The following is a 6,934-nucleotide window of genomic DNA, read 5'->3' as shown; positions in this document are numbered from 1 at the left end:
CTGGCGCGCGCCCTCCGTGTCCCGCAGGAGGCGCGCCTCCTCGCGGTGGACCGCCTCGCGCAGCGCGAGCTCGACCGCGGCGAGCGGGTCGGGCGCGCCCGTCACCGCGGCAGGGATCCCGGCGCCCGCGGCGCTCGACCGCAGCAGCTCGAGCCGCGCCTCGAGGCCGCCGCGCGCGAGCAGCTCGCGCAGCGCGCGATCGCCGAGGAGCCGCGCCCGCCGCGCGCCGATCCGGGAGTTCGCGAAGTCGAGGCGCGCCACGTCAGCCCTCCGCGAAGAGCAGCTCCGCGAGCTCGGCCTCGAGGGCGGGCCACGCCCGCTCGAGCCGTGAGGGCAGCGTGTCGTCCAGGACGCGCCGCCCCGCCACGAGCTCCACGCCCCCGCGAGCCTCCGGCGCCGCACGGACGACCGCCCGCGCGGCCGCGCCCGCGTCCAGCGCGGCGAGTGCCCGGCGCGCCTCCTCCTCGGCGCCCGGATCCACGACGAGCTCGAGGGGCCCGTCCCCGGCCTCCGGCAGGATCTCCGCGAGGAGCGCGGCGTCGAGCGCGGCGCCTCCCTCCGCGACGAGCCGCGCGCGGGCCTCGTCGTGCAGCCCCTCGAGCAGCCTCCTTCGCTCGACGAGGAGCGCGCGCTCCCGCTCGACCGCGACCGCCTCGTGGGCAGCGCGCCGCCGCGCCGCCCCCTCGACCCGCCCGCGCGCGAGCACCGAGTCCCGCGCCGCGGCGGCCGCGGCGCGCGCCTCCTCCACGATGCGCGCGCCCTCGCGCTCCGCCGCGGCGCGCACCTCCCGCGCCTCTCGCGCCGCCTCCTCCCCGAGGACGCGCAGGAGCTCCGGGTAGCCCACGGCCTACCCCCCCGTGAGGATCAGCACCGCCACGACGAACCCGAGGATCACCAGCGTCTCGGGGATGGCGAGCATCACGATGATGGCGCCGCGGACCTCCGGCTTCTCCGCGAGCGCCCCGGCGCCGGCGGCGCCGATCCGGGACTGCACCCACGCGGTCGCGATTGCGGACACCCCCACCGCGATCGCGGCCGAGACGGCGAGCAGCACCTTGTCCATGTCATCCTCCTAGCGGGACAGCGCGAAGGGGCGGTAGGGCGCACCGCCCTCGTCGTAGAACTTCTCGAAGAACTCGACGTAGTGGAGCCGGAGCGCGGCCACGGTCGGGCTGATGAGCCCGAGCGTGAAGTTCACGACGTGCAGCAGCACGCCGATGGCGAGCCCCGCGGCCACCGGCCGGAGGGTCGTCGCGACGAGGTTCGCGACCTCGGCGAGCATCACCGAGGCGAGCCCGAGCGCCATGAGGCGGGCGTAGGACAGGACGTTGCCGAGGCCGAGCACGAGCTCGAGGGCCGCCATCGGCCCCTCCGCACCCACCGCCACGGCGAGCAGCGCCCCGCCCGCCCAGAGCGCCGGCGGGAGCGCCGCTGCGGGCAGCAGGTGCACGGCAGTCGCGCCGGCGACCGCGGCGGCGCAGAGGAGCCCGAGCTTCGCGGCGCGTGCCAGCGCGGCGCGGCGATGCCCCGCGCGCAGCGCGCCCGCGATCCCGAGCGCCATGCCGATGCCCACGTGGACGGCGCCGAAGGCGATGGCGACCCCGAGGAACGCCATGAACGCGCGCCGCCGGTCGAGGAGCACGGGGCGCATCCCGAGGTGGGACCCCACCTCGCCCAGGGCCTCCCCGAAGAGGATCCCGAAGGTGACCGCGGAGAGCGCGCACGCGAGCGCGATCCAGGTCAGGTCCCGCCCGAGCGCGCCCCCCACCCCTCGCACGCGCAGCACGAGCGCCACCACGATCCCCGCCGTGCCGCAGACGACGTCGCCGAGCACGAGCCCGAAGAAGAGCGGGAAGAAGACGGCGAGCCAGGGGGTGGGATCCGTCGAGCCGTAGCGCGGCAGCGGCACGAGCGCGAGGAGCCGCTCGAAGGGCCGGACGTGCCGCCCGTTCCGGAGCACCACCGGGACCTCCGGCCAGGCGTCCCGCTCCGGCGTGCACGCCAGCACCGTCACCCGCTCGCCGAGCTCACTTGCCGCCGAAGCCTGGAAGGCCGGCACCCGCTCCGCGGGCATGTACCCCGAGACGACGAACGCGAAGCGCGTCGCGCCGCAGGCGTCCTCGGCGTGCACCCGCTCGAGGAAGGCGCGCGTCGCGGCGGCGCTCGCGGCGAGCGCGGCGGCGAGCCCGTCCGCGAGGCGAGACCAGGCCGCCTCGACCTCCGCCTGCTCGGCGGGGATCGTCCGGGCGCGCGCGGTGAGGTGCAGGAGCACGTCGATGAGCGCCTTCCCGGAGCAAGCGGAGGGGAGCTTCACCTCGTCCACGCCGCGCTCGAAGAGGAGCGCCGCCACGGCGCGCCCGCAGGCGCGCGGCACGACGATGAGGACTCCGGTTCGCTCCGCGTCGATCGGCCGGGCGGTGAGGTCGAAGGCGCCGCCGGTGATGCGGCGCAGCTCTCCGCGAAGGAGCGCGATGGCCTCGGGGTCCGTGCGCAGCTCGAGGCCGTGGAGCTCCGGCTCCTGGCGCGGCTCGAGGCCGTGGGAGAACGGCGCCAGCGCCACCACGAGCCGGGAGAACCGCGCGATCGCATCCCCCTCCTCGGCCAGCGCGGCGCGCCGCGCCTCGAGCGCCGTGAGCGCCGCGTCGATCTCCGCGAGCCGCGCGAGCAGCGCCTCGGAGCCCGGCTCCGGCAGCGGTCCCTCGCCCTCGCCGCGCCCGCCGGCGAGCCGTGCACGGAGCGACTCGAGGCGGACGAGCGCCTCCTGTGCGCGCGCGGCGCGCGCCGCCACCGACGGGACGGGCGCGCACCGCTCGACGAGCGCGCGCTCTCCGGGGCGCACCCGCGTCGGCCGGCGGAGCTCCAGGACGCCCTGCGCCTGCAGGAACGCGAGCGCGCCCTCGAGCCGATCCCGCGGGCCGATCAGCTGGACGCGCGCCATCGGCAGGATCACGGCTGCCTCCCGAGGACCACCGCGAGGACCCGCTCCAGCGCGCGCGCGCGGTTCCGCTCGGCGCGGGCCGCCACCTCCGCCACCTCCGCCACGACCGCCTCGCGCGCTCGCTGCGCCTCCGCGTCGAGCGCCGCCGCCTCGTCCGCGCGGAGCGCGTCGCGCACCCGCTCGACCTCGCGCCGTCCGGCGGCGACGATCCGCTCCGCCTCGCGCCGCGCGCTCTCGAGGGCGACGGCCGCCTCCGAACGCACGGAGGCGAGCTCGCTCTCCAGCGCCGCCTCGTCCCCTCGCAGCCGCTCGAGCGTCTCGCGTTCACCGCCGCTTCGCGCCGGGTTCCGCACGACGAGCCCCCGTGTCATCGAGAAGACGCTCCTCGGCACGGGGTGGCAAGCAGGCTGCGCATTCCCGCTTGGGCCTGCGCGTCGAGGCACGTCGCGCCTCCGCGGGCACGCATCGCGCCGCACCCATCGCGAGCGAGCCGGCGCGGGCCCGTGCGGTGCGCCGCCTCCCGGAGGAGGCCCGGCAGGCGCCCGTGGTCGCGCTCCGCGGCGCCACAGGAGGCGTCGCGGACGCGCGGCGCGCTTCCCCGCGGCCCGACCGGTGTCGCCTCGAGGCGCCGGAACGGAGCGCCGGCCGTCCTGTCCAGCGAGCTCGCGGTGAGGCATCGCGCGGCACCGTTTCGAGGTCTCTCGACCGCCGGCGCGGTGAGCTCGCGCCCGGGGGGCCGCGAGACTCTCCGCGGCGTATGTGCTGGCCTCCTTCACCGTCCCATGCTCCCCTCCCCGCCTCCGCGATGGAGGCGCGTGCAGCTCCCTCGACGAGAGCGCGCGGCCCGCCAGAGCCAGGAACGCCGATGACCTCTTCCGCCACCCGCCGCGCCTTCTCCGTCTCCGTCTTCTGCCGCCACGGCGGCGCGATCCTCCTCGTCCGTCACCGCCGGATCGGGACCTGGCTCCCCGTCGGCGGCGAGATCGAGCCCGGGGAGACACCGCTCGAGGCCGCCCGCCGGGAGCTCCGTGAGGAGACCGGCCTCGAGGGAACGTTCCCCTCCGGCCTCGGGGTGGACGGCACGCCGCCGGGGCTCGTCGGCTACGAGGAGCATCCCGCCGGCTCGAAGGGCCTGCACATGAACTTCGCGTTCGTGGCGGACGTCGCGTCGCGAACCCTCGCCGCCTGCGACGAGTGGGACGGCGCGCGCTGGGTGGGCGCTCACGAGCTCGGGGCCGTCGAGTGTCCGGCGAACGTGCGCGAGCTCGCACGCATCGCGCTCACCGCGCCCGGCCACTGACTCGCGCTGCCGCCCGGGCCGATCCCTGCTGCGGCACGCGCTGGCTGCCTGCGGCGACGCCATCGTGCGCCTCGCGACGGGCTCGACCCGAGCGAGCAACGTGTGACCCGAACCGCCCTAAGGGCGAAGGGCCCCGCCTCTCGCCTCTCGCCGCACCGTCCGCACCGGACGGCGCACGGGTCACCGCGGCAACAGGGAGAGCTGGGCGGGTGCGGATGGGCGTGCCGTGTCGGCCGCGCCCGCGGCGTCACGCTGCGCCTCCGGGGAGCTCGCGTCTCGCGCCTGCCCGGCTCCTCGGGCCTCTCGCCCTGCGGCAGCGCCCCGAGCCCGCGTCGCTGAGCTCGTCCGGCGAGGCGCGACGTTCCCCGTGCCCGCTCCGTCGAGCACGCTTCGGCCGCCGTAGGCGCGGCTCGCCGCGCGCTCCCCCTCGACGAACGCCTCGAGGGACGGGCCCTCCGCCCCGGCCTCGAGCCGTCGCGCCTCGTCCTCCAGGCGCCGGATGGCCGCCATGCGGTCGTCGTTCCCGAGCTTCGCGCGCTCCACCGCGCGGCGCAGGACGCCGAGCGTCTCGTCGTAGACGCGGAGCGGGACGGGAAAGGGGTGGCCGTCCTTCCCGCCGTGCGCGAGCGAGAACCTCGCCGGATCGCTGAAGCGGCAGGGAGCGCCGTGGATCACCTCAGCGGCCGCCGCGAGCGCGAGCACCGTCCGCGCCCCGAGCCCCGGCGTGAGGAGCAGCTCCGCGAAGTCGACCGGCCCGCGCTCGGTCGCGGCGGCGATCGTTCCGTGCAGGCGGCGGAGCACCACGTCCGACGCGGTGACGGCGTGGTGGCCGGGGAGATCGAGGTGGGGGACTCGCCCGAGCGCGCTCCGGATGCTCGCGACCGCCCGCTCGGGCCCCTCGCGAACCAGCGCCAGCTGCGCGGCCCGCGACGGCGCCGCGCGCCGATCGGTCAGGTTCACGATGGCGCCGCCCGGCACCCCGTCGATCGCCGCGTGCGGTGCGTCGACGAAGCTCGTGAGCCCCTCGGACAGCCAGTGATAGCGGCGCGCGCGCCGCCGCACCGGGTCCATCCCCTGCTGGACGACGACCCAGGCGCCGTCCTCGGCCACGATGAAGGCGTGGAGGTACAGCGCGTGGCCGTCCTGCACGGCCGCGCCGTCCACCTTCGCCACGAGCCGGCTCGTCCGCGCCAGCGCCTCGCCGTCGAGGCCCGTTCGCTCGCCGAAGCCGACCAGCTCGTCCGGAGTGCGGCGCGAGTGGCGCCCGCGGCCGCCGCACACGCGCAGGCCGAGCTCGCGCTCCAGCGGCGCGAGCCCCCGCTGCAGCGCGCCGAGGACGCTCGTCGTGATCCCGGAGGAGTGCCAGTCCATCCCCATCAGGCTGCCGAGCGACTGGAACCAGAACGGATGGGACAGCCGCCGCAGGAGCTCCGCGCGCCCGTACTCGAGGACGATCGCCTCGGAGAGCACGCGCCCGAGGCGCGCCATGCGGTGGAAGAGCCACGGGGGCACGCGCCCGCCGTGGAGCGGGAGGTCGGCGGAACCCGTCCGCGCCCCCCTCGCCCCCGCACCGTTCGGTCGAGCGTTCGGCACCACCACCTCGTTTCGCCTCCCCGCCCGCCCGCCGCGCGGCCGGCCCCCCGCCGCGGTGGCCGTGTCCCGTGGTCTCCGGGGGTCTCCCGTGGATAACCATGAAGAAGTGCCACATCGCTCCGACAGCCCGCCCCGCTCCGCCCGCGCCCGCCCACCCGCTCGCGCACCCTCGCTCCGCGACCCGCCCAAGCGATCAGGCGACCTCCGGCCGGCACCCGTGCCGAGGACGACCGACCTCGCTGCGCTCCGGCAAGCGGCGCGGACGTGCCGCGCGTGTCCGCTCTGGGAGCGCGGGACGCAGACCGTCTTCGGCGAGGGCCCGCGGCAAGCCGCGGTGCTCCTCGTCGGCGAGCAGCCGGGCAACGACGAGGACCTCGCGGGCCGGCCCTTCGTCGGCCCGGCCGGCCGCCTGCTCGACCGGGCGCTCGAGGCCGCGGGGCTCGACCGCGCCTCCGTCTACGTGACGAACGCGGTGAAGCACTTCAAGTGGGAGGCGCGAGGAAAGCGTCGCATCCACCAGAAGCCGAACGTCGGCGAGGTCCGCGCGTGCCGGCCCTGGCTCGACGCCGAGCTCCGGGCCGTCCAGCCCCGGGCCGTCGTCCTGCTGGGCGCGACCGCGGCGCAGGCGCTCCTCGGCAGCGACTTCCGGGTGACGCAGCGGCGCGGGGAGCTGCTCTCGACGGGATTCGCGCCCATCGTGGTCGCCACCGTGCACCCCTCGTCGATCCTGAGGGCCCCGGACGACGAAACGCGGCGGGAGGAGATGAGGCGGTTCGTCGAGGACCTGGCCCGGGTGGCGGAGGTGCTGCGCACCTCGCAGCCCTCACGGCCGACCGCGCCGTGAGAGGCGTGCGGCGCTCCTCGCGCCGATCCGGCGCTGCAGGCGCGCGCGGGCGTTGCGCGCGCGCGGCCGAGCGGCCGAAAGCAGCGCCGTGAGCCTGAGCTCCGGACCCGCCGGCCTCGGCGACGGAGCCCGCAAAAGAAAAAAGCCCGCCGGCGCGAATTGCGCCAGCGGGCCAAGAAAAAAATGCGGCAGCGACCTACTCTCCCACACCGCTTCCGGTGCAGTACCATCGGCTCTGGTGGGCTTAACTACCGTGTTC

7 protein-coding genes and 1 pseudogene are annotated in these 6,934 nt (G+C 76.9%); 2 read left to right on the top strand and 6 right to left on the bottom strand.

Annotation, left to right across the window (positions count from 1 at the left end; all coding sequences use genetic code 11):
- The 5 genes and pseudogenes from MNZ39_RS22655 to MNZ39_RS22635 form a co-directional block, all read right to left on the bottom strand.
- Window positions 1-261 (bottom strand): annotated as a pseudogene (locus tag MNZ39_RS22655) (V-type ATPase subunit); the annotation flags it as partial.
- 1 nt (window position 262) lies between these two features.
- Complete coding sequence (locus tag MNZ39_RS22650) at window positions 263-844, bottom strand: hypothetical protein (RefSeq protein ID WP_242341368.1); 582 nt, start codon at window positions 842-844, stop codon at window positions 263-265.
- 3 nt (window positions 845-847) lie between these two features.
- On the bottom strand, window positions 848-1,063 hold the full coding sequence (locus tag MNZ39_RS22645) for an ATPase (protein ID WP_242341367.1): 216 nt from the start codon (window positions 1,061-1,063) through the stop codon (window positions 848-850).
- Window positions 1,064-1,072: 9 nt separating this feature from the next.
- Window positions 1,073-2,950 (bottom strand): ATPase, encoded by a 1,878-nt coding sequence (locus tag MNZ39_RS22640; protein ID WP_242341366.1) that lies wholly within the window; start codon window positions 2,948-2,950, stop codon window positions 1,073-1,075.
- Window positions 2,947-3,309: a hypothetical protein gene (locus tag MNZ39_RS22635; RefSeq protein ID WP_242341365.1), complete on the bottom strand. Its 363-nt coding sequence runs from the start codon at window positions 3,307-3,309 to the stop codon at window positions 2,947-2,949. The genes MNZ39_RS22640 and MNZ39_RS22635 overlap by 4 nt, the downstream gene beginning before the upstream one ends.
- 494 nt (window positions 3,310-3,803) lie before the next feature.
- On the opposite strand from MNZ39_RS22635, the gene MNZ39_RS22630 reads away from it, so the two are divergent.
- On the top strand, window positions 3,804-4,238 hold the full coding sequence (locus MNZ39_RS22630) for an NUDIX domain-containing protein (protein ID WP_242341364.1): 435 nt from the start codon (window positions 3,804-3,806) through the stop codon (window positions 4,236-4,238).
- Between the two features lie 180 nt (window positions 4,239-4,418).
- Here the strand turns inward: MNZ39_RS22630 and MNZ39_RS22625 are convergent, their stop codons facing one another.
- A complete protein-coding gene (locus MNZ39_RS22625; protein WP_242341363.1) occupies window positions 4,419-5,726 on the bottom strand; it encodes a DUF763 domain-containing protein in 1,308 nt (435 codons plus the stop codon).
- A gap of 322 nt (window positions 5,727-6,048) precedes the next feature.
- Here MNZ39_RS22625 and MNZ39_RS22620 point away from each other — a divergent pair, with 322 nt between their 5' ends.
- The gene (locus MNZ39_RS22620) at window positions 6,049-6,675 is read left to right on the top strand and encodes a UdgX family uracil-DNA binding protein (protein WP_242341362.1); all 627 of its coding nucleotides are present in this window, start codon (window positions 6,049-6,051) and stop codon (window positions 6,673-6,675) included.
- The last annotated feature ends 259 nt before the right edge of the window (window positions 6,676-6,934 follow it).

It is taken from the genome of Anaeromyxobacter sp. SG66 (assembly GCF_022690805.1).
GTDB classification, from domain to species: domain Bacteria; phylum Myxococcota; class Myxococcia; order Myxococcales; family Anaeromyxobacteraceae; genus Anaeromyxobacter; species Anaeromyxobacter soli.
This window is presented reverse-complemented; position numbering and strand designations above follow the sequence as displayed.

What these genes read in the sequence shown, in the direction of transcription:
- MNZ39_RS22645 (WP_242341367.1), bottom strand. Translation starts at nt 1,063, where the DNA reads ATGGACAAGGTGCTGCTCGCCGTCTCGGCCGCGATCGCGGTGGGGGTG.
- MNZ39_RS22635 (WP_242341365.1), bottom strand. Translation starts at nt 3,309, where the DNA reads ATGACACGGGGGCTCGTCGTGCGGAACCCGGCGCGAAGCGGCGGTGAA.
- MNZ39_RS22630 (WP_242341364.1), top strand. Translation starts at nt 3,804, where the DNA reads ATGACCTCTTCCGCCACCCGCCGCGCCTTCTCCGTCTCCGTCTTCTGC.
- MNZ39_RS22625 (WP_242341363.1), bottom strand. Translation starts at nt 5,726, where the DNA reads ATGGCGCGCCTCGGGCGCGTGCTCTCCGAGGCGATCGTCCTCGAGTAC.